Source organism: Gordonia sp. SL306 (assembly GCF_026625785.1).
Classification (GTDB): Bacteria; Actinomycetota; Actinomycetes; order Mycobacteriales; family Mycobacteriaceae; genus Gordonia.
In genome coordinates, this window is sequence record NZ_CP113063.1 from 4,708,098 (window position 1) to 4,727,574 (window position 19,477).

General features: G+C 67.8%; 19 protein-coding genes. 14 read left to right on the forward strand and 5 right to left on the reverse strand.

Features of this window, described 5'->3' with window-relative positions; all coding sequences use genetic code 11:
• Positions 1–74 precede the first annotated feature (74 nt).
• Together OVA31_RS21565 and OVA31_RS21570 are read left to right on the forward strand one after the other, a co-directional pair.
• Entirely contained in the window at positions 75–650 is a 576-nt protein-coding gene (locus OVA31_RS21565) for a TetR/AcrR family transcriptional regulator (RefSeq protein WP_267628602.1), read from the forward strand.
• Positions 651–744: 94 nt separating this feature from the next.
• Positions 745–1,509: an HAD-IIB family hydrolase gene (locus OVA31_RS21570; RefSeq protein WP_267631640.1), complete on the forward strand. Its 765-nt coding sequence runs from the start codon at positions 745–747 to the stop codon at positions 1,507–1,509.
• 40 nt (positions 1,510–1,549) lie between these two features.
• On the opposite strand, the gene OVA31_RS21575 is transcribed toward OVA31_RS21570, so the two are convergent.
• Entirely contained in the window at positions 1,550–2,395 is an 846-nt protein-coding gene (locus tag OVA31_RS21575) for a tyrosine-protein phosphatase (protein WP_267628603.1), read from the reverse strand.
• A 55-nt stretch (positions 2,396–2,450) separates the two neighbouring features.
• Positions 2,451–4,187 (reverse strand): alkaline phosphatase D family protein, encoded by a 1,737-nt coding sequence (locus OVA31_RS21580; protein ID WP_267631641.1) that lies wholly within the window; start codon positions 4,185–4,187, stop codon positions 2,451–2,453.
• 174 nt (positions 4,188–4,361) lie between these two features.
• Between OVA31_RS21580 and OVA31_RS21585 the strand changes: the two genes are divergently transcribed.
• The 6 genes from OVA31_RS21585 to OVA31_RS21610 all read left to right on the forward strand — a co-directional run bounded on the left by OVA31_RS21585 (position 4,362) and on the right by OVA31_RS21610 (position 12,692).
• The gene (locus tag OVA31_RS21585; protein ID WP_267628604.1) at positions 4,362–5,147 is read left to right on the forward strand and encodes a DUF427 domain-containing protein; all 786 of its coding nucleotides are present in this window, start codon (positions 4,362–4,364) and stop codon (positions 5,145–5,147) included.
• A gap of 92 nt (positions 5,148–5,239) precedes the next feature.
• Positions 5,240–5,992, forward strand: coding sequence for an FAD-dependent thymidylate synthase (thyX, locus tag OVA31_RS21590; RefSeq protein ID WP_267628605.1), 753 nt, complete (start codon positions 5,240–5,242; stop codon positions 5,990–5,992).
• Positions 5,993–6,054: 62 nt separating this feature from the next.
• On the forward strand, positions 6,055–6,960 hold the full coding sequence (gene dapA, locus OVA31_RS21595) for a 4-hydroxy-tetrahydrodipicolinate synthase (RefSeq protein ID WP_267628606.1): 906 nt from the start codon (positions 6,055–6,057) through the stop codon (positions 6,958–6,960).
• On the forward strand, positions 6,960–8,993 hold the full coding sequence (locus OVA31_RS21600; RefSeq protein ID WP_267628607.1) for a ribonuclease J: 2,034 nt from the start codon (positions 6,960–6,962) through the stop codon (positions 8,991–8,993). Before dapA ends, OVA31_RS21600 begins: the two co-directional genes overlap by 1 nt.
• Positions 8,994–9,037: 44 nt before the next feature.
• Positions 9,038–9,670 carry a TIGR03085 family metal-binding protein gene (locus OVA31_RS21605; protein WP_267628608.1) on the forward strand — a complete coding sequence of 211 codons (633 nt, stop codon included), beginning with the start codon at positions 9,038–9,040 and terminating at the stop codon, positions 9,668–9,670.
• A 97-nt stretch (positions 9,671–9,767) separates the two neighbouring features.
• Entirely contained in the window at positions 9,768–12,692 is a 2,925-nt protein-coding gene (locus OVA31_RS21610) for a DNA translocase FtsK (RefSeq protein ID WP_267628609.1), read from the forward strand.
• 66 nt (positions 12,693–12,758) lie between these two features.
• Here OVA31_RS21610 and OVA31_RS21615 read toward each other — a convergent pair whose 3' ends face one another.
• Positions 12,759–13,181 carry an MmcQ/YjbR family DNA-binding protein gene (locus tag OVA31_RS21615; RefSeq protein WP_267628610.1) on the reverse strand — a complete coding sequence of 141 codons (423 nt, stop codon included), beginning with the start codon at positions 13,179–13,181 and terminating at the stop codon, positions 12,759–12,761.
• Positions 13,182–13,420: 239 nt separating this feature from the next.
• Here OVA31_RS21615 and OVA31_RS21620 point away from each other — a divergent pair, with 239 nt between their 5' ends.
• Entirely contained in the window at positions 13,421–14,407 is a 987-nt protein-coding gene (locus tag OVA31_RS21620) for a TerC family protein (RefSeq protein WP_267628611.1), read from the forward strand.
• 30 nt (positions 14,408–14,437) lie between these two features.
• Here the strand turns inward: OVA31_RS21620 and OVA31_RS21625 are convergent, their stop codons facing one another.
• Together OVA31_RS21625 and OVA31_RS21630 are read right to left on the reverse strand one after the other, a co-directional pair.
• On the reverse strand, positions 14,438–14,722 hold the full coding sequence (locus tag OVA31_RS21625) for a YciI family protein (protein ID WP_267628612.1): 285 nt from the start codon (positions 14,720–14,722) through the stop codon (positions 14,438–14,440).
• Between the two features lie 17 nt (positions 14,723–14,739).
• The gene (locus OVA31_RS21630) at positions 14,740–15,336 is read right to left on the reverse strand and encodes an amino-acid N-acetyltransferase (protein ID WP_267628613.1); all 597 of its coding nucleotides are present in this window, start codon (positions 15,334–15,336) and stop codon (positions 14,740–14,742) included.
• 156 nt (positions 15,337–15,492) lie between these two features.
• Here OVA31_RS21630 and pgsA point away from each other — a divergent pair, with 156 nt between their 5' ends.
• The 5 genes from pgsA (at position 15,493) to OVA31_RS21655 (ending at position 19,251) form a co-directional block, all read left to right on the forward strand.
• Positions 15,493–16,218, forward strand: coding sequence for a CDP-diacylglycerol--glycerol-3-phosphate 3-phosphatidyltransferase (gene pgsA, locus OVA31_RS21635; RefSeq protein WP_267628614.1), 726 nt, complete (start codon positions 15,493–15,495; stop codon positions 16,216–16,218).
• 196 nt (positions 16,219–16,414) lie between these two features.
• A complete protein-coding gene (locus tag OVA31_RS21640) occupies positions 16,415–16,771 on the forward strand; it encodes a helix-turn-helix domain-containing protein (protein ID WP_267628615.1) in 357 nt (118 codons plus the stop codon).
• A gap of 132 nt (positions 16,772–16,903) precedes the next feature.
• Positions 16,904–17,725: a PspA/IM30 family protein gene (locus OVA31_RS21645; RefSeq protein WP_267628616.1), complete on the forward strand. Its 822-nt coding sequence runs from the start codon at positions 16,904–16,906 to the stop codon at positions 17,723–17,725.
• A 127-nt stretch (positions 17,726–17,852) separates the two neighbouring features.
• A complete protein-coding gene (locus OVA31_RS21650) occupies positions 17,853–19,025 on the forward strand; it encodes a glycosyltransferase (RefSeq protein WP_267628617.1) in 1,173 nt (390 codons plus the stop codon).
• A 31-nt stretch (positions 19,026–19,056) separates the two neighbouring features.
• On the forward strand, positions 19,057–19,251 hold the full coding sequence (locus tag OVA31_RS21655) for a DUF3046 domain-containing protein (protein ID WP_267628618.1): 195 nt from the start codon (positions 19,057–19,059) through the stop codon (positions 19,249–19,251).
• The last annotated feature ends 226 nt before the right edge of the window (positions 19,252–19,477 follow it).

Genomic DNA, 19,477 nt, shown 5'->3' on the forward strand with positions numbered 1-19,477 from the left:
TCCGGATTGTGTACCGATCGTTCCACAATAGCGTACGCTGGTCGGAACGACAATCGACGCAGTCAGGGGTGATCATGGGCAGAACGCAGGCGTACGACACCGCCACTGTTGTCGCCTCGGCGCGGAATCTGTTCTGGAAGAGGGGCTTCGACGGGGTCTCGGTGTCCGACGTGGAAAAGGCGACCGGATTGTCGCGGTCGAGCATTTACCACGCGTTCGGGAACATGCGCGGTCTGTTCGACGCGGCAGTGCAGGACTATCTCGACACCATCGTGCGGCCCCGCATCCGTCCGCTCCGGGAATCGGACGTCGCGCCCGGCGCACTGGCCGGGTACCTCGCCGGTCTGACCGAGGCGATCGGGCGCCTCGGGGACGCCGACGAACCGACCGGCTGTCTGCTCGTCGGCACCGCGGGGACCACCCTCGGGGACGACGAGGCCGTGCGGCAGGTCGTCGGCGCCTATCACGCCGAACTCCTCGCGGCTGTCACCAGCGGAGTGGCCGCGCGATTCCCCGACGACGACGCAGAGTCCGTCGCGGCGCGTGCCACGTCCATCACCGGGGCGACGATCGCGGCGATGACCCTCGCGCGCGTCAACCGGGACGAGGCGGTTCGGCTACTCGACGTGACGTCGGCCATGATTCGCTGACCCGGCACCCCGACTGGTGCAATTGCGACGCCGGGATGCCATGCTTCTGCTCGACCAATGTGCACACGGACGTGCTCGATCGGGAAGGCTGATGATGGCGGTTTCGTACCAGGGCAAGGACTACCGGCTGGTCATGTTCGACCTCGACGACACCCTGGCTCCGTCGAAGAGCCCGATGGCCGACGACATGGTCGCCCTGATGCGCCGCATGCTCGACCGGAGTCTCGGGTGCATCATCTCCGGCGGGCGGTTCGAGCAGTTCGCCGCGCAGGTCCTGGCGCGCCTCGGGACCTTCGACTCGATCGGGAACCTCCATCTGATGCCGACGTGTGGCACGCAGTACGTGCGCTGGTCGGGTACCGATTGGGAGACCGTCTACGCCGAATACCTCAGCGACGACGAGAAGTCGCGCACCCTCGACGTCCTCGAGGCGGGGGCCAAGGAGCTCGGTCTGTGGGAGTCGGAGACCTGGGGCCCGATCCTCGAGGACCGTGGCAGCCAGATCACCTTCAGCGCCTTGGGGCAGTCGGCTCCGGTCGATGCCAAGGCCGCCTGGGATCGCGACGGTGCCAAGAAGGAGTCGTTGCGCGCGTATGCAGCCGAGCGCCTGACCGACCTCGAGGTGCGCAGCGGCGGCTCGACGTCGGTGGACGTCACCAAGAAGGGGATCGACAAGGCGTATGGCGCGCGGAAGCTGATGGACATCCTCGACCTCGGCACCGGCGACATCCTGTTCTTCGGTGACCGCCTGGACGAGGGGGGTAACGACCGGCCCGTCCTGGATCTCGGGATCGAGTCGATTGCCGTCGACGGCTGGCAGGACACCTTCGCGAAGCTCTCGGCGATCGTCGACGGGTAGTCGTCGACGATCGCACGAGAAGTCTTCGCGAATGCCGTGACTACGCGTGCTTGACCAGCAGGCCCTTCTTGAGCCCGGCGATGTCACCGGCCGTCAGACCGAGGCCCTTGGACACGTAGTTGTCGAAGCTGCCGTACGTCTTGTCCGCAGCGGCGAACGCGGCACGCAGCGACGAGATGTTCACGCCGTTCAGCGAGTCGCCCGCGTCGGCATGGCGGAAGGTGTTGCTGGCCAGGTAATCCTGCTCGACCGTGCTGCGGTCGACGCCGAGGATGCTCAGCAGGACCGCGGACGCCCAGCCGGTGCGGTCCTTGCCCGCGGTGCAGTGGTAGAGCACGGTATCGCCCTTGCTCGTGGTGGTCTTGATGTCGAGCAACGTCTTCCGGAAGGCGTCGCGCGCCGACGCGCTGGTCACGAACTCGCGGTACTGGCTCTCCGTGTCGGTCAGACTGGCCGAACCCGAGTCCAGGCTGATCGGGACCGGTGAACCGACGACGTTGTAGTTCACCGCCGTCGACCCTGGGACCGCGCGGTCGGGCTGCACAGCGCGCTCTACGTCGCTGCGGAAGTCGATGATCGAGGTGACCCGGTGTCCGGTCAGCTTCTTCTGATCGGACACCGTGAGTTTGTCGAGGCTGTCGCTGCGGATGACCCGGCCGTTGATCGAGTGACCGTCGGCGGTGTGATAGTTCGCGAACGTGCGCGTGTTCACCGTGCCGGCGAGGTCGAATGCGGCGGGCGCGGACGTGGCCGCCATCTGCGAGGGGGCTGCCGTCGCTGTTCCGATCGCGGTCGGTGCGATTGCGGGTGCGCCGACCACGGCGAGTGCAGCGGCCGCGCATACGAGCCGTCGCCGCAGTGCGGAGCGGTGCGAAGGTGTGGTCATCTCGGGCCTTTCGTTTCCTGGATGGACGTGACGATCACGGTGCCGTCTCGTGACGCTAGTCGGCGGGGCCTGCGACGGATCCGACGCGTGGCGTTCCGGAGGGCACCCGGAACGATCTGGCGTGATAGCTGCTGGTCCGCGGGTCGGCCTTGTCGACGAGGAAGTACCAGTCCATCTGCGCCGCTGCCGGTGTGACGGTCAACACCCCATAGCCGTGCGCGTCGAAATCGTTCCATCGGACGTGCCGGTTGGCGGCCATGATCGCCGTGGGCACGGCGGCGCCGACGGTGTGCTCGGGCACTCCGAGGATGTCGTCGATGTTGGACGAGGTCACCGACGGGACCACCAGCTCGGTCGCGACCGAACCGACGGCGGGATAACGAGCCGCGTCGACGGGGATGTCACAAGCCCAGGACGAATGGATGTCGCCGGTGATGAACACGACGTTGTCGACGCGATGATCGCGGATCGTGTCGAGCAGTCGGCGGCGATCGGCGGTGTAGCCGTCCCATTGATCGGCGTTGTAGGGCACGCCGCCTGCGGGCAGGCCGAGCAATTCGGTGACGGCCGCGGTGTTGCGGGCGTCGAGGGGCGGGATCAGGACGGGCGCGATCATCACCGGGTTCCCGATTATCTGCCATCGCGTGGACGACGAGGTCAATCCATTGGTGAGCCAACGCATCTGGGCCGGCCCGGTGATGGTCTGGCGCGGGTCGTCGACGTCGGACGAGGTGGCCGACACCTGGTGGTCGCGGTACGTCCGGAGGTCCAGCATCGACAGTTCGAGCAACCGTCCGAAACGGAGCCTGCGGTAGAGATGCCTGCCGGTACCGGTCGCCTCGGGACGCACCGGCATCCATTCGTAGTAGGCGCGCTCGGACGAGGCTTTTCGTGCTGCCCAGGGTCCCTCGCCTGCGCTGTGGTTCTCCGCGCCGCCCGTCCAGGCGTCGTTGGACGACTCATGGTCGTCCCACGTGCAGATCCACGGCAGGAGGCGGTGCAGTTCGGCGAGGTCGACGTCGGTCTTGTAGTGGGCGTGTCGGATCCGGTAGTCGCGCAGGGTCACGGTCTCGTTGGCCGGTTCCGTCCGCCGCACCACGCCGGACTTCCCGCCGTAGCCGCCGGTCTCGTACTCGTAGAAGTAGTCGCCGAGGTGCACGATGGCGGTGAGATCGCGGTGCGCGCGCAGATGGCGATACGCCCCGAAGTACCCGGCTTCCCAATTGGCACACGACACAACGCCGAATCGCAGCCGACGGACATCGGCGCCCGCTGCCGGTGCCGTGCGGGTGTGACCGGTCGGCGACGTGGCACCCGCCGTGGGTCCCGACGCGACCCGGAACCGATAGACGTAGGGCGTGTCGGGCTCCAGCCCGGCGACATCGACCTTCACCGTGTGGTCGGCATCGACAGACGCGTGGACGGAGCCGGATGCCACCGTGCGTGCAAAGCTCGCGTCACGGGCGACCTCCCAGGTGACGTTGACGTCGGGTCCGCGACCCGAGCCCGGCGTCGACGTGGCCGTCGGCGTGACGCGTGTCCACAGAATCACCCCGTCGGGGAGTGGATCGCCCGAGGCGACGCCGTGGGCGAACACCGCGGCCGAACGGGGCGCTGGTGTGGCGGAGACGGGTGACATGGCGATCCCGGCGGTGGAGACACCGGCCGCCACCGCGCCCGTGCGCAACACGGCGCGACGGCTGATCCCGGATCTTTCCGACGGTTCTGCAGAGGACGCGCCGGGCTGATCGGGGTCACTGGGGTCACTGGGCGGTGCGGACACGACGCTCATCATGCGGCACCCGATGCCATGGTGGCGAGCGGGAGGCGCTCGGCGGATCAGCAGCGCCGTGGGGGTTCTGGCGGGCGTCGTCGAACGTTCATCCGGAATCCGCCCGATCGACATCCGATCGCCGACCCGACGAGGGTCTGGTGCCGTTCCGGCGGAAGGAGCAGGATTTGCATCATGGCGATCGACATGGACCGGTTCACGCTCTCCCGACTCGGCGAACTCCGCTGGTGCGCGATGCGACGACGAGTGCGTGCTGCGGTCGCGGGGGAGACGGTCGTCGACTCACGTGATGCGTTGCAGGTGTGGGAGCCGTACCGGGTGGTGGGCTTCTATGCCGTACCGGTCGCGGACATCTCGCCGGGGCCGGTCGATCCGGTGGCCGTGGCGACTGCCGAGCACCGACCGCCGATCCTGACCCCGGACGATGCGTTCGGGTTGCACACCTGCCCGGGGACGGCGTGGACGATCCCCACCACCGATCACCCGCTGGTCGCGGCCGCCTTCAGCCCCGATGATCCGGATCTACGAGGCCACGTCGTCCTCGACTGGTCCGCCTTCGACGAGTGGCGGGAGGAGGAGCAGACCGTGGTCGCGCATCCACACGATCCGTTCAAGCACATCGACTGTCTGGAAACGAGTCGCCACGTCGTGGTTCGCGTCGACGATGTGGTGGTGGCCGAGAGCAACCGGCCGACGCTCCTGCTCGAGACCCACCTTCCGCCACGCCATTACCTGCCTCGCGAGGACATCCGGATGGATCTGCTCGTCGCCGGCGACACGCACACCACGTGCGCTTACAAGGGCCACGCCTCGTACTGGTCGGCCACCGTGCACGGGCGGACGGTGGCCGATGTCGCCTGGTGCTATCCCGATCCGCTCATCGACGGCGAGCCGGTCCGTGACCTGATCTGCTTCGACGACGATCGGGTCGACATCACCGTGGACGGTATCGCGGGGTGAGGGGGAGCGGTCTGCGCAACTGGTGGACAATCGACGCAACCGACCCCGCAGGAACGGCTGGCGGGTCGAACAGAATGCGGTGAGGAGGCAACGTGTCCGAGTTGGTGCCGTTGACGGTGCAGATGGTCGCCGCGACGCAGTTCACCCCACCGCCGGACGTCGACTGGAGTACCGATGCCGCCGGTGGAGAGGCGCTCGTCGAGTTCTCCGGCCGGGCCTGCTATCAGAGCTGGGACAAGCCGAATCCCCGCACGGCGACCAACGCGGGCTACCTGCGGCACATCCTCGAGGTGGGTCACCTGTCGCTGCTCGAGCACGCGTCGGTGACGTTCTACATCACCGGTATCTCCCGTTCGTGTACCCACGAGCTGATCCGGCACCGGCACTTCTCCTACTCGCAGCTGTCCCAGCGATTCGTCCCGGAGCACGACTCGAATGTGGTGGCACCACCGGCGATCCGCGGCGACGTCGAGCTCGAGGCATTGTTCACCGAGGCGACCGATTCGGCGCGAAAGGCCTACAGCGAGCTGCTCGACGCCCTCGAGGCCAAGTTCGCTGATGTGCCGAACGCGATCCTGCGGCGCAAGCAGGCACGTCAGGCGGCCCGGTCGGTACTGCCGAATGCCACCGAGACCAAGATCGTGGTGACCGGCAATTATCGCGCGTGGCGGCACTTCGTGGGGATGCGCGCGACCGAACACGCCGACGTCGAGATCCGGCAACTCGCCGTCGAGTGTCTGCGTCAGCTGATGGAGGTGGCGCCGACGGTGTTCGGTGACTTCGAGATCGGCACGCTGGCCGACGGAACCGAGGTCGCCACCTCCCCATTCGTCCTCGAGGGCTGAGCGGCGCCGCGCCGGGCGCCCGCACGCGTATCCGCGGTATGGAGAAGGTAGCCTTGAGCACCATGAACGCAGGCGTAGACCAGCCGCAGACGCACCCCTTCGGGACCATCGGTGTCGCCATGGTGACCCCCTTCACCTCCGACGGTGCGCTGGATCTGGACAAGGCCGCCGAGCTGGCCGAACACCTGGTGTCCAAGGGATGCGACGGACTCGTGGTGTCGGGTACGACCGGCGAGTCACCCACGACCACCGTCCCGGAGAAGCTCGAGTTGCTGCGTGTGGTTCTCGACGCCGTCGGGGACCGCGCTCGCATCACCCAGGGCGCCGGCAGCTACGACACCGCGGAGAGCGTCCGCTTCGCCATCGAGGCGGAGAAGGTCGGCGCCCACGGACTGCTCGTGGTGACGCCGTATTACTCGAAGCCACCGCAGGCGGGCCTGTACGCCCACTTCCGCTCGATCGCGGACGCCACCGATCTTCCCGTGCTGCTCTACGACATCCCGCCCCGTTCGGTGGTCCCGATCCTCAACGACACGATGCTCGCGCTGGCCGAACATCCGCGCATCAAGGGTGTGAAGGATGCCAAGGGCGACCTGCATTCTGCCGCGGGCATCATCGCGTCGACCGATCTGGAGTACCTGTCCGGCGAGGATGCGTTGAACCTGCCGTGGCTCTCGGTGGGTGCGACCGGATTTGTCAGCGTGATCGGGCATCTGGTCGCGGATCGGCTGCGCGACATGCAGATGGCGTTCGAGAAGGGCGACATCGCGACCGCCCGGGAGCTCAACATCTCGATGCTCCCACTGGTGAATGCGATGGGCCGATTGGGTGGTGTGACCATGGTGAAGGAATCGTTGCGAATCCTCGGATTCGATGTCGGGCGACCGCGTCTGCCGCAGGTTCCGGCAGACGGACCACAGATCGAGGCGCTCGTCGCAGATCTCCGCACGGCCGGCGTGCTGAACTGATGACCGGGCCAGCGCGGCGCCGTCGTACCGCAAGCCGAAAGGCGGGACCTCCGGCACCTCCCACCGAGGCGGCACCTCCCACCAAAGCGGCACCTCCGACCAAGGCGGCCCCTCCGACCGAGGCGGCAGCGCCTCCACAACCGCCTGCCAAGGCTGCCAAGGCGGCCGGCGGCACCGCGAAAAAGGCACCCAAGAAGGCGGATTCGTCGGCAGCCAAGGGCGGCCAGGATGCCGAGCCGAAGCATGCCGCGCGGGCCCAATCGGGCCAGTCACGCTCCGGCGGCGGACGTCACGAGCGACGGGATCGGCGTGGCGACAACCGCGGATCGCAGGCCGCGACGGTGCCTGCTGTCGATCGACTCGGTACCCCTCGCCGGGCACCCCGCAACGGTCTTCGCATCGTGGCCCTCGGCGGCATCGGCGAGATCGGGCGGAACATGACCGTCTTCGAATACGGCGGCCGCCTGTTGATCGTCGACTGCGGCGTGCTGTTCCCCGAGGACGCCCAACCCGGCGTCGACCTGATCCTGCCCGACTTCACCTACATCGAAGACCGGATGGACGACGTCGACGCGATCGTCCTGACGCATGGGCACGAGGACCACATCGGCGCGGTCCCGTTCCTGCTCCGGTTGCGCAGCGACATCCCGGTGATCGGGTCGAAGTTCACGCTCGCTCTGGTCGACGCGAAGTGTCGTGAGCACCGGTTGCGCCCCAAGCTCGTGCAGGTGGTCGAGGGTGAGCGGACCACACACGGCCCGTTCGACTGTGAGTACTTCGCGGTCAACCACTCGATTCCGGACGCCATCGCGGTGGCCATCCGGACCCCGGCCGGCGTGGTCCTGCACACCGGCGACATCAAGCTCGACCAGCTACCCCTCGACAATCGGCTCACCGATCTCGCCGGTTTCAGCCGGCTCGGCGACGAGGGGGTCGATCTGTTCCTGGTCGACTCGACCAACGCCGAGGTACCCGGGTTCGTGACGCCCGAACGTGAGATCGGCGGCGTCCTCGACCAGGTCATCGGTCGCGCCCGCCAGCGGGTGATCGTCGCGTCGTTCGCCAGCCACGTCCACCGGATTCAGCAGGTCGTCGACGTGGCCCTGGCGCACAATCGGCGGATCGCCTTCGTCGGGCGGTCGATGGTCCGCAACATGCAGATCGCCCAGGATCTCGGATACCTGTCGGTGCCCGACGGGGTCCTGGTGGATCTCGACACCGCCGCGACCCTGCCCGACGACCGGTTGGTGCTGATCTCGACCGGCTCGCAGGGCGAGCCGCTCTCGGCGCTGTCGCGGATGGCGCGTGGCGAACACCGCCAGATCAACATCCGCGCGAACGACCTCGTCGTGCTCGCGTCATCGCTGATCCCGGGCAACGAGAACTCCGTCTTCGCGGTGGTCAACGGCCTGGCGAAGCGCGGTGCCACGGTCATCACCCAGCAGAGCGCCAAGGTGCACGTCTCCGGGCACGCGTCGGCCGGTGAGCTGCTCTACCTGTACAACGCGGTGCGGCCGTCGAACGTCATGCCGGTCCATGGCGAGTGGCGCCACCTGCGGGCCAATGCCGCGCTCGCGGTCGCCACCGGCGTCCCCGAGGACCGGGTGGTGCTGGCCGAGGACGGCGTGGTGGTTGATCTCGTCGACGGCCGTGCGGAGATCTCCGGCCGCGTCCCCGTCGGCCACGTCTACGTCGACGGGCTGTCGGTCGGCGACGTCAACGAGTCCACGCTGTCGGAACGACTGGTGCTGGGCGAGGGCGGTTTCATCTCCATCACGGTCGCCATCGATGCCACCACCGGACGCGCGGTGAGTGTCCCAGAGGTGTCCGGGCGCGGTTTCTCCGACGATCCGGATGCCCTGAAGGCTGCGGCAGATGTGGTGCACCAGGCGCTCGACTCCCTGGCGGCCGAAGGTGTCACCGATGCGCATCGCATCGCGCAGACCATCCGCCGAGCCGTGGGTCGTTGGGTCGCCGATACCTACCGCCGCCGGCCGATGATCGTGCCGACGGTGTTGGCCGTCGGATCCTGATCGCGCGAGCGCCGGAGGCGGTGGACGCCGCTAGGGTGTGACCCGTGACCCTCGCACAAGATGAACGCGCTGCTCTCGTCGACACCCTCCGCTCCGTCGGGCCCGATGCGCCGACCCTGTGCGAGGGCTGGACAACCCGGGATCTCGTCGCCCATCTGGTGGTCCGGGAACGCCGGCCGGACACCGGTCCCGGAATCATGATCAAGCAGTTCGCCGGGCACACCGAGCGGGTGCGCGCCGACGCTGCCGCCGGGTCATGGCAGGTCCTGCTGGACCAGTTGGCGTCGGGTCCGCCCACGTTCTCGCCCTTCAAACTCGTGGATCGCTGGGCCAATCTCGCCGAGATGTTCGTCCATCACGAGGACGTGCTGCGTGGCGGAACGCCCAGGGACGCGCCGTGGACGCCTCGGCCGCTGTCGGCCGACATGCAGGAAGCGCTCCTCACCCCGGCGAAGTCGATGGCCAAGCTCACCCTGAAGGGCTCGCCCGCGTCGGTCACCCTGACCACCACCGACGGCCGTGAGCTGGTCACCTCCGGTTCCGGGAAGCCTGTCGTGGTGACCGGCACCGCCGGCGAGCTCGTGCTGTTCGCATTCGGGCGGGCCCCGCTCGATGTCACCTACGAAGGGGACGGCGACAGCGTGTCGGCGGTGATGAGCGCCAAGCGGGGCTTCTGAGACCTTCGATCCGTGTCGGTTACGAATTCGACACACAAATGCGTTGCCAGTGTTGCCCATGTGACTGAGGTGACGGTAGGCGACTAGTCTGTCTCGCATGGCTTCGAAAGCAACCGCTGGTGCCCAAAAACGGGGTACGTCGCAGAGGAGTGCGCCGAAATCGGCATCGCGTGCGACCGCGGGGACGACGAAGTCGGGTGCACGGGGGACGCGCGGTACGAGCACGCGGACGTCGTCGCGCTCGACGTCGGCAGGCACCCGCTCCACGACAGCCCGCAAGAGCAGCGGCACCGCCACGCGGGCTCGGAGCGGGAGCCGGAGCGCGGTGGCGTCCGAGGACATCCACCGGCGGTCGGTCGCGGCGACCGGGGCATCCGCGGTCGGTCGCGGACTCGGCGCCGGATGGTCCCTGATGGCGCGCGGCGTCGGCGGTCTGGCACGTGCCGGGGGAGTCCGCGCGACGGGGGACGATCGTTTCGACGACCTCGATGTCGAGGATGCGATCGACGACGGGTTCGACGTCGACGGGCCGATCGTCGACGACCCACTCGACGAGGAGCGGCCCGTCGATCGACGTGGACGATCGGCGCCGGGACGCGACCTGAGCGGTCACTCACATCGCCGCGACGGCGTCGCGCTGGCGATCCTCGCCTTCGCTCTCCTGGTGGGCGCGAGCGTGTGGTTCGGGGCAGCAGGACCCGTCGGGGCCTTCATCGAGGCCCTCATCCGAGCGATTGTCGGTGCCGCATCGGTGGTGATACCGGTCGCTCTGGTCGCGCTGGCGGTGGTGCTCATGCGGCGGCCGCCCAACCCGCATCGACGAGCGCGGTATCTCGGCGCCGGCCTGCTCCTGGTGCTGCCGGCGCTCGGTCTCGTCCACCTCCTCGCCGGTGCGCCGGAGGACCTGCCCGGCCGGTCGTCGGCAGGCGGTTTCCTCGGATTCGCCGTCGGCACCCCGCTCACCGACGGCGTGACGGCCTGGATCTCGGTGCCGATCCTGCTGTTGTGCATCGCGTTCGGCGCATTGATCCTGAGCGGCAAGACAGTTCGTGAGGTGATCGACGGAGCTGCCGGGTATCTGGGTCTCGGGGTCGGCCACGCCGCATACGCCGACGACGCCGCGCCGTGGGACGAGTTCGACGACGACGAGCTCGGCGACGAGTCCGAGGACGACGGCGAACCACGCCGGGCTCCTCGTGGTCGAGGTCGAGGCGCCGACGATCAGACGACCGAGGTGCTCGATTCGCCCTCCGGGTACTCGCCCGACCCGTACGACAACTACCCGCCCGACGTCGAGCCCGTGCGCCGTCGCCGCTCCCGGCGTCCTGTCGACCCCGATGTGGACGCCGCCGACTTCGCCGCGGCGACGACGATCCCGCTCGACGACGAGGTCACCGAGCAGATCGGTGTCGAACCCGAGGAACCGGCGCCACCGCGCAAGGCGAAGGCGAAGCGGTCGACACCACGCGCCCAGACGCCCGCCGCAGAGCCCGAGACCTCGACCACCGCGCTCGTGGATCGCCCCGTCGAGGGCGCCTACCAGTTGCCGCCGTCGGACCTGCTGATCGACGGAGACCCGCCGAAGCAGGGCGGACGCTCCAACGACGACATGATCGACCGGATCACCGGGGTCATGGAGCAGTTCAAGATCGACGCCGCCGTGACCGGTTACACCCGCGGCCCGACGGTGACCCGCTACGAGGTCGAACTCGGTCCGGGCGTCAAGGTCGAGAAGATCACGGCGTTGCAGCGCAACATCGCCTACGCGGTGGCCACCGACAACGTCCGCCTGCTCGCGCCCATCCCGGGCAAGTCCGCGGTGGGTATCGAGGTGCCCAACTCCGATCGGGAGATGGTGCGTCTCGCCGACGTGCTCAAGTCGCCGAAGACGCGCAAGGACGGTCACCCCCTGGTGATCGGGCTCGGCAAGGACATCGAGGGTGACTTCGTCAGTGCGAATCTGGCCAAGATGCCGCACCTGCTGGTGGCCGGCTCGACCGGTTCCGGCAAGTCGAGTTTCGTCAACTCGATGCTGGTCTCGTTGCTCAGCCGGGCGACACCCGACGATGTCCGGATGATCCTGATCGACCCCAAGATGGTGGAACTCACCCCGTACGAGGGCATTCCGCACCTGATCACGCCGATCATCACCCAGCCGAAGAAGGCCGCGGCGGCATTGGCGTGGCTCGTCGAGGAGATGGAACAGCGCTATCAGGACATGAAGGCGTCGCGGGTGCGTCACATCGACGACTTCAACACCAAGGTGCGTTCCGGGGAGATCACCACGCCGCTGGGCAGCGAGCGTGTCTACACCCCGTATCCGTACATCCTGGCGATCGTCGACGAGCTCGCGGACCTGATGATGACCGCACCGCGTGACGTGGAGGACGCGATCGTGCGCATCACGCAGAAGGCGCGTGCGGCGGGCATCCACCTGGTGCTGGCCACCCAGCGTCCGTCCGTCGACGTGGTGACCGGCCTGATCAAGACCAATGTGCCGTCGCGCCTGGCGTTCGCGACGTCGTCACTGACCGACTCGCGGGTCATCCTCGATCAGCCCGGCGCCGAGAAGCTGATCGGTATGGGCGACGGCCTCTTCCTGCCCATGGGTGCCAACAAGCCGATCCGTATGCAGGGTGCCTTCATCACCGACGAGGAGATCCAAGCAGTCGTCGACTTCACCCGCGAGCAGAGTGAGCCCGAGTACACCGAGGGTGTCACCACCGCCAAGTCCGGCGAGAAGAAGGACATCGACGGCGACATCGGCAACGACCTCGACGACCTCCTGCAGGCCATCGAACTCGTGGTCTCCAGCCAGTTCGGTTCGACGTCGATGCTGCAGCGCAAGCTCCGCGTCGGGTTCGCCAAGGCGGGTCGGTTGATGGACCTGATGGAGACGCGCGGGGTCGTCGGGCCGAGCGAAGGGTCCAAAGCCCGTGAGGTGCTGGTCAAACCGGAGGACCTCGCCGGGGTGATCACCTCGATCACCGGTGGCGGTGGCGACGACACCGCCACCGAGTAGCCCACGGGCCGATCGAGGACCGAGCGGTCGGGGTAGTGGGTGGTCGACTGTCGATGGGCAATGCCGTCAGGCGAGCCCGTGCTCGGACAGCCACGTCTGCGCGCGCCGCGCCGATGCCCTGCTCAACCAGGCGTCCTGGATCATCTCGGTCAGTTCGGTGCAGCTCAGCTCGCCGATCCTGGACGTGCGTACGAGCACCGAGAGATGCCCGTCGAAATGGCTCGTGGTGAAGAACGGCGTGCCCTCGTCCTGGACCAGGGCGAGCTTGTCATCCTCGGACGGGACCCAGATGACCACGACGTCGTCGAACCGCTCGCCGGTATCGGGATCGCGGGCGTCCGGCCGCGGGGTGCGGAAGAACACGAATGACTTCCCGCCGACCTGGTACACCGGCCGATCCGCGGACGAGCCGGCATCGCTGACGTGGGGCATCGCCTGTGCGACGGTGTGGATGTCGTCGACGGTCGCCGGGCGCTGACGTGGCGCCATGGTGCAACCGTACCCGCGTGTACTAGGCTGGGCGACGATCGAAGAGGGGAGTATCCCCACTCTTTGCGGCGTCTCCGTCAATACGGTCGCCCGGGTCACGATGCCGATCATCGTGGCGCGGACCACCCGGATTCGTCGGTCGGCCCGGTGACACGTCACGTGGTGGTGTCACCGAACCCCCGGCGGGAGAGACCTCTGGCATCGCAAGCCTGTGCTGCGCGCTGGAGGAGATCACTTTCATGGATATCTCGACAACGGTCTGGATCGTCACCTGTGTGGTGATCGCGGGTCTGTTCGTCTTCGACTTCTTTGCCCACGTCCGGGTGCCACATGCGCCCTCACTGAAGGAATCCGGGGCGTGGTCGGCCGTCTACATCTCGATAGCCATCCTGTTCGGACTGTTCGTCTGGTGGAAATGGGGCGGCACGTTCGGCGGAGAGTACTTCGCGGGTTACGTGACCGAGAAGGCGCTCTCGGTGGACAACCTGTTCGTCTTCGTCATCATCATGTCGAAGTTCGCGGTGCCCAAGGAGTATCAGCAGAAGGTGCTGTTGCTCGGCATCGTGATGGCCCTGGTGATGCGAACGGTCTTCATCCTGGTCGGCGCCGCCGCGATCAACGCCTACAGCTGGATCTTCTACCTGTTCGGCGCTTTCCTGATCTTCACTGCGGTGAAGCTGGTCAGCGAGAGCGACGATCCGGTGGAGCACGAGGAGGAGCGGGAGAGCCGCCTCGAGCGCTTCGTGAAGCGCTACCTGCGCACCTCTGACGAGTACGACGGCGACAAGCTGTTCACCAAGGCCAACGGCAAGCGTCTCGCGACACCCATGCTGATGGTGCTCGTGGTCATCGGTTTCACCGACGTGCTCTTCGCGCTCGACTCGATTCCGGCGATCTACGGTCTCACCCAGGAGCCCTACCTGGTCTTCACCGCGAACGCGTTCGCCCTGATGGGACTTCGCCAGCTGTACTTCCTGCTCGGTGGTCTGCTGGACCGGCTGGTCTACCTCTCGTACGGATTGTCCTTCATCCTCGCGTTCATCGGCGTGAAGCTGATCCTGCACGCCCTGCACGAGAACACCCTGCCGTTCATCAACGGCGGTGAGCATGTGTCGGTACCCGAGGTCACCACTCCGGTCTCGCTGGCGGTGATCATTCTGACGCTGGTGATCACCACCGTTGCGAGCCTGATCAAGTCGCGCAATTCCGAGTCGACGCCGAGCTGACGTCCCCCGATCGGCGGTGTCCGGGGTCGATCAGGCGTCGAGCGGTCCGAAGACCTGGGTCCATTCGACAACACGGACACCGTCGACGGCCTTGTGCGCGATGAAAGGGTCGTTGGCCAGGAACGCCTCCGCGGCGTCGAGGCTCTCGGCGCGAACGACGATCAGCGCGCCCGAGCCGTCCGGGTAGGGGCCGGCCAGTAGCACGTTGCCCGCCGCATTCTCCTCGCCGAGCCACTCCCGGTGCAGTGGCCGGTACTGGTCACGCAGGGCCGCCTTGGGGGGTTCGTAGGTGTAGTGGACGGCAAAGGTCGCCATCGGGGCTCCTGTCGTGATCAGTTGAGGGTGGCCAGCATTCGGGTGTTGCCGAGTGTGTTGGGCTTCACGTAACTCAGGTCGAGGAACTCGGCGACGCCGGTGTCGTAGGAACGGCACATCTCCTCGAACACCTCGCGGGTCACGGGCGTGCCGTCGATCTCGCTGAAACCGTGCCGCGCGAAGAACGAGGTCTCGAAGGTGAGGACGAAGACGCGGGACAGCTGCAGCTCCCGGGCCATGTCCAGCAGGCGCGCGACGATCCGGTGACCGACACCGCGGCCCGCATATCCGGTGTCGACCGCGACGGTGCGCACCTCGCCGAGGTCGGCCCAGAGCACGTGCAACGCGCCGCAGCCGACCACCACGCCGTCGAGGTCGGCCACCCAGAACTCCTGCACCGCCTCGTAGAGGGTGACGAGGTTCTTCTCCAACAGGATGCGGCCCGCGTACTGGTCGATGAGCTCTTTGATCCGGGGAACGTCGGAGGTTCGTGCCCGGCGGATCACCGCGTCGCGTACCTCTGTCGCCGAGACGTTCTCGTCGTCGGCTGCGGTCGATCCCGGGGCGGCGGTCGGTGGCGTCCGGGGTGCCGGGTCGGGGACGGCAGGGGGCATGGGACCTCACAGTAGTCGCGATCCGGAGGGCCGCGCACGTGCCTTTCGGCCCGAGCCCGCCCTCGCGGACAGCCCGCGACCCGGGTGCCGATAGGCTGTGGGCGTGCGGGAGCAGTATCGCCTGGTCGGCTGGCGACCACGAGAGATCGGTGAGTCATGACCGATCGGATGCGCCGTGCCGTGCACGAGCACGGAATCGCCGGTGCCGGCCGGGGACCCGACCACATCACCGACCCTGTCGACCCGGTACCCCTGGTCAACATCGCGAACGCGCTCACCGTCTTCCGGATCCTCCTGGTTCCCGTGTTCGTCGTGGCCCTGTTCATCGGCGGCGGCCACGACACGGCGTGGCGGATCACGGCAGCAGCGATCTTCGCGATCGCGGCGATCACCGACCGCTACGACGGTCGCCTCGCGCGAGAACGAGGCCTCGTCACCGACTTCGGGAAGATGGCCGACCCGATCGCCGACAAGGCCCTCATCGGCGCGGCGCTCGTCGGCCTTTCCGTCCTCGGCGACCTCTCCTGGTGGGTGACCGCCGTGATCCTCGCCCGCGAACTCGGTGTCACCGCCCTTCGGTTCTGGGTCCTGCGGCACGGTGTGATCCCGGCCAGTCGGGGTGGCAAGCTGAAGACACTGCTCCAGGCGGTGGCCATCGGCGTGTACCTGCTGCCGCTGGACGGACCATGGCATGTGGCCGCCGCCATCGTGATGGGCCTCGCGCTGGTCGTCACGGTGTTCACCGGCTTCGATTACATCTGGCAGGCGCTGGCTCTGCGGAATCGGTCCGTGGCGGCCGGCCGGGCACAGACCGAGGCCGACGACGGGCCCTCCGACGCCTCCGACGCGCCCGGTGTTCGCCCTCGGCGCAACACCGGATGACGTGCGCGATACCGCGCGGCACCGGCCGTCATATTCGACTACTGTCGTCGTCACGGCGGTGACACCCCGCCGAACCCGCGAACCTGGGTCGTCGGGAACCGGTGCGGTGTCCCAGACGTTGTGGTGATGGTCTGGTCCCGACGACCGACGAGGTGGTCGTGGCCGATAGACAACCGAGCAGTGAGGAGGACGCCCGATGGCAGTGCTACTGCGAGAGGCGCTGGGCGAGAGCCTGCGCCGGGTACGCACCACGCAGGGCCGGACGCTGCGCGAGGTGTCCACCGACGCCCGGGTCAGCCTCGGCTACCTGTCGGAGGTCGAACGTGGGCAGAAGGAGGCGTCCAGCGAGCTCCTCGCGTCGATCTGTGACGCGCTCGACGTGGAGATCGCCGAGCTCCTGCTCGACATCGGCCTCGCCATGCTGCCCGCCGACAGTGACCGTCTGATCGGCGCCGAGTCGGTCTCGACCACGGACATGGGCGTGCTCGACGCAAAGGTCGTCATCCCGGGGCCCGCCGGACGTTCCGAGGAGGCGGCGCTCGCCGCCGCCTGATGCTCTGCGGTTCGCGCCGCACCCGACCGCGCCGTCGGCGCGACCGGGACCATGGTGTGTCACCGTGTGGCGGCCCCAGACGCTAGATTGGTTACACACTCACCGACCACCCGGAATGGAGTTGACGCAAGAATGGCGAACCCGTTCGTGAAGGCGTGGCGCTACCTGATGGCACTGGGTAACGCCAAGATCGACGAGAACGCAGACCCGAAGATCCAGATCCAGCAGGCGATCGAGGACGCACAGCGTCAGCACCAGGCCCTCTCCCAGCAGGCGGCGTCGGTCATCGGCAATCAGCGTCAGCTGGAGATGAAGCTCAACCGCCAGCTCGAGGAGATCGAGAAACTCCAGGCCAACACGCGCCAGGCGCTGACGCTGGCCGATCAGGCGACTGCGGCGGGTGATACGGCGAAGGCGCAGGAGTACACCAATGCTGCCGAGGCCTTTGCCGCCCAGCTGGTCACCGGAGAGCAGAGCGTCGAGGATCTCAAGGTGCTGCACGACCAGTCGTTGCAGGCGGCCGAGCAGGCCAAGAAGGCCGTCGAGCGCAACGCGATGATGCTGCAGCAGAAGCTCGCGGAGCGGTCCAAGCTGCTGAGCCAGCTCGAGCAGGCCAAGATGCAGGAGCAGGTGAGCGCGTCGCTCAATCAGATGAGTGAGCTCGCGGTACCCGGCAACACCCCGAATCTCGACCAGGTGCGCGACAAGATCGAGCGTCGGTACTCCAATGCGTTGGGGCAGGCCGAACTCGCGCAGAACACCGTCCAGGGTCGCATGCAGGAAGTCGAGCAGGCCGGCGTCCAGATGGCCGGGCACGCACGACTCGAGCAGATCCGGGCCAGCATGCAGGGCGGGGCGCTCCCGTCGGCGGGCACCGGTAGCGCACAGCCGGCCGCCCAGCCCGCGCAACCGTCCACACCGGCGACCGAACAGCCGCCTCAGACCGGCAACTGATCCGACCGGACACGATCCGACCACGACGAACGGCCTCCCGCCGAGTGGGGGGGCCGTTCGTCGTCCGATGCGCATGCCGACCGGTGCATCCTGCGCCGGACGGGTGCGCGTGGCAGCGAGGAGATCCATGGCACGCGTGGCCATCGTGGCGGGACCTGATGCGGGACACGCCTTTCCGGCTTTCGCGCTCGCCGAACGTCTGGAAGCCGACGGCATCGGGACGATCGTCTACTCGGGGCTTCGGTGGCGCGCGACCGCTGCCGAACGGGGCATCGAGGTGGTCGAGCTGCCGGGTCTGGCCGTCGAGGACGGGGACGACGACACCGACGCCGGTGCGAAGCTGAGCGGACGGGCCGGCCGCATCGCGGTGTCGCTGGCGCCGGTGCTCGCCGAGCGCCGGGTGGACCTGGTGATCTCGGACGTGATCACCGTCGGGGGTGCGTGGGCGGCCGACCTCGTGGGTGTCCCGTGGGTGGAACTGTCGCCGCACCCGCTGTACCGGCCGTCGCGTGGCCTGCCGCCGATCGGCGCGGGTCTCGAACCCGGAAGGGGTTGGTCGGGCCGGCTGCGCGACCGGGCGATGCGCGCGGCGACCGCTCGATCGTTGCGGCGCGGTGAGCGGCAGCGGTCGCGGGCGCGCTTCGAGATCGGTCTCGGCACATCCATTTCCCGACCCGCGGCGCGCCTCGTCGCGACGTTGCCGGCGCTGGAGGTGTACCGACCGGACTGGCCCGCACACACGCATCTCGTGGGCCCATTGCTGTGGGAGCCGACCGAATCGGTGTTCGAGCGGCCTCCGGGGACGGCACCGTTGATCCTGGTCGCGCCCTCGACCGCGGTCACGGGCGCCGCGGACATGGCAGACACCGCAATCGCCGCACTGTCTTGCGACGAGCTCGGATTCCCTGTGCGCGTGGTGCTCTCGGCCCTGGACCCGCCGTCGTCGTCGGGACGGCTCCCAGATCATCTGGTGGTCGCCACGGCGCGACAGGACGAGGTCCTGCCCGACGCCGATCTGGTGATCTGCGGTGGCGGACACGGGATGCTGGCCAAGGCGCTCGCGGCCGGTGTCCCGGTGGTTACGGTTCCCGGCGGCGGTGACCAGTGGGAACTGGCGAATCGCGTGCAGCGCCAGGGGAGTGGCCGTCTCGTCCGGCCGCTGGAGGTGCGGTCTCTCGCGTCGGCGGCGCGCGAGGTGCTCACCGATCCGGCGTATGCCGATGCCGCACGGCGTGCCTCGTTGTCGGCGGCCGGGGTCGTCGACCCGGTGCAGGTTGTGCGGCGTCTGTTGCCGCAGTGAGAGGGACGTCCGGCGTGGGTAGGCTGGCCGCGTGCGTCTGACCGAATTCACCGAGCTGATCACCGCCGAGTTCGGGGAGCGGGCGGCCGATTCGATCCTGGTCGACCACGTTCTCCTCGAATTCGGTGGACGTACCGGGTCGCAGGCGATCGAAGGCGGTGCCGATCCACGGGACGTCTGGGTGGCCATCTGCCGAGATTTCGACGTCCCCCGCGAACGTTGGTGACGGCGATGCAGAGCTGCCGGCCCGCCTACCGGTGATCCGCGCGCAGCGATCTGCCCGCGGGGCGTGTCGGTGCTTGCCATCGAACACATGTTCGTTCATTGTGGGTGTTGTCGGAACCACGGACTCCGGGCGTGCGTCAGACATTGAGACGACCAAGCAACGACGTGTGCAGACGGAAATTGTCGGATCCCGTGGCTAACGTGCAACTCACATCAGCCACACACCA

Bases quoted from the DNA above. Each gene is read 5' to 3' on its own strand.
- OVA31_RS21580 (WP_267631641.1), bottom strand. From the start codon at position 4,187: ATGAGCGTCGTGTCCGCACCGCCCAGTGACCCCAGTGACCCCGATCAG.
- OVA31_RS21570 (WP_267631640.1), top strand. From the start codon at position 745: ATGGCGGTTTCGTACCAGGGCAAGGACTACCGGCTGGTCATGTTCGAC.
- pgsA (WP_267628614.1), top strand. From the start codon at position 15,493: ATGACCGATCGGATGCGCCGTGCCGTGCACGAGCACGGAATCGCCGGT.
- OVA31_RS21565 (WP_267628602.1), top strand. From the start codon at position 75: ATGGGCAGAACGCAGGCGTACGACACCGCCACTGTTGTCGCCTCGGCG.
- OVA31_RS21650 (WP_267628617.1), top strand. From the start codon at position 17,853: ATGGCACGCGTGGCCATCGTGGCGGGACCTGATGCGGGACACGCCTTT.
- OVA31_RS21645 (WP_267628616.1), top strand. From the start codon at position 16,904: ATGGCGAACCCGTTCGTGAAGGCGTGGCGCTACCTGATGGCACTGGGT.
- OVA31_RS21615 (WP_267628610.1), bottom strand. From the start codon at position 13,181: ATGGCGCCACGTCAGCGCCCGGCGACCGTCGACGACATCCACACCGTC.
- OVA31_RS21630 (WP_267628613.1), bottom strand. From the start codon at position 15,336: ATGCCCCCTGCCGTCCCCGACCCGGCACCCCGGACGCCACCGACCGCC.
- OVA31_RS21610 (WP_267628609.1), top strand. From the start codon at position 9,768: ATGGCTTCGAAAGCAACCGCTGGTGCCCAAAAACGGGGTACGTCGCAG.
- dapA (WP_267628606.1), top strand. From the start codon at position 6,055: ATGAACGCAGGCGTAGACCAGCCGCAGACGCACCCCTTCGGGACCATC.
- OVA31_RS21620 (WP_267628611.1), top strand. From the start codon at position 13,421: ATGGATATCTCGACAACGGTCTGGATCGTCACCTGTGTGGTGATCGCG.
- OVA31_RS21625 (WP_267628612.1), bottom strand. From the start codon at position 14,722: ATGGCGACCTTTGCCGTCCACTACACCTACGAACCCCCCAAGGCGGCC.
- OVA31_RS21585 (WP_267628604.1), top strand. From the start codon at position 4,362: ATGGCGATCGACATGGACCGGTTCACGCTCTCCCGACTCGGCGAACTC.
- OVA31_RS21575 (WP_267628603.1), bottom strand. From the start codon at position 2,395: ATGACCACACCTTCGCACCGCTCCGCACTGCGGCGACGGCTCGTATGC.
- OVA31_RS21640 (WP_267628615.1), top strand. From the start codon at position 16,415: ATGGCAGTGCTACTGCGAGAGGCGCTGGGCGAGAGCCTGCGCCGGGTA.
- OVA31_RS21600 (WP_267628607.1), top strand. From the start codon at position 6,960: ATGACCGGGCCAGCGCGGCGCCGTCGTACCGCAAGCCGAAAGGCGGGA.